Raw genomic sequence first — 1,083 nt, 5'->3', positions numbered from 1 at the left:
CATAAGCGCAGGGCGAATTGAATAACGCAGCACTCGAACTTTTCAACGACCGCTTACCGCACAAACCGTACTTCTCGGATGATTTGCACTTTGGTGTACGCATCGCAGGGAAAGAACGCGCCATTCTGGCGAAATACATCCAGTTCAATCAGCCTCACGCCATGTTCTGGCTGGGATTTGATGTTGACCGCATCGGTGCAGCCATTGACTGGAGCGACCGCAACGCTCCCGCGCCTACACTGACCATCACCAATCCAGAAAACGGACACGCGCACCTGCTTTACGCGCTGGAAACCTCGATACGTACTGCGCCAGACGGAAAAATGAAGCCATTACGCTATGCAGCTGCCGTAGAGAACGCGCTACGTAAAAAATTGAGCGCTGACGCTGGGTATTCAGGGCTAATTTGCAAGAATCCGAACCATAGTCACTGGAAAATTGCCGTATGGCAGCCTGAACTCTACACGCTGGACTGGTTAGCCGACTCACTCAACCTGAACGCTGCGAACGACAAAGAAATCGTCGCTGACTATGGCTTAGGTCGTAATTGCACACTGTTCGATAAAACGCGGAAATGGGCATACCGCGCTATCCGTCAGGGCTGGCCTGAGTACGACCAGTGGCTTCAAGCATGTTATGATCGTGCTCATGCTTATAACTTACAGTTTTCGATACCATTAAATGATAAAGAAACCATGGGCATTGCGAAAAGCATTGCTAAGTGGGTAAAAGAGAAATTCTCAAAAGAGGATTTTAATTTTTATGTTCAAAAAACGCATAGCAAAGAGATTCAATCCTTGAGAGGAAGAAAAAGTAGAGGTGGAGGGAGGCCTATAGATCCCCTATCTTTAGAGCAATCTAAACCTTGGCTTGACTTAGGGATAAGTAGAGCTACGTATTATCGGAGAGCCAAATGAGAGACAAAAAGTTTGAAATAAAAGGAGTTAAAATAGATGGCCTTTTTGAAGAGTTTAACTATAGGCTTCTTTTTAACAATGATGTAAACATAATTACGTCACCTAACGGATATGGTAAATCAACCGTTCTTCGGATGGTTTATAATTTTTCCAATGCTAATTACTT

At 45.1% G+C, this 1,083-nt stretch carries 1 protein-coding gene; it reads left to right on the top strand.

Going from position 1 to position 1,083, the window contains the following annotated elements:
• The first annotated feature begins 17 nt into the window (after positions 1-17).
• Complete coding sequence (locus ABD035_RS17580; RefSeq protein WP_343871384.1) at positions 18-917, top strand: replication initiation protein; 900 nt, start codon at positions 18-20, stop codon at positions 915-917.
• The last annotated feature ends 166 nt before the right edge of the window (positions 918-1,083 follow it).

The organism is Tatumella terrea, from assembly GCF_039523755.1.
Taxonomy (GTDB): domain Bacteria; phylum Pseudomonadota; class Gammaproteobacteria; order Enterobacterales; family Enterobacteriaceae; genus Tatumella; species Tatumella terrea.
The sequence above is the reverse complement of the archived record's forward strand: the minus strand, read 5'-3'. Positions and strand labels throughout refer to the sequence as shown.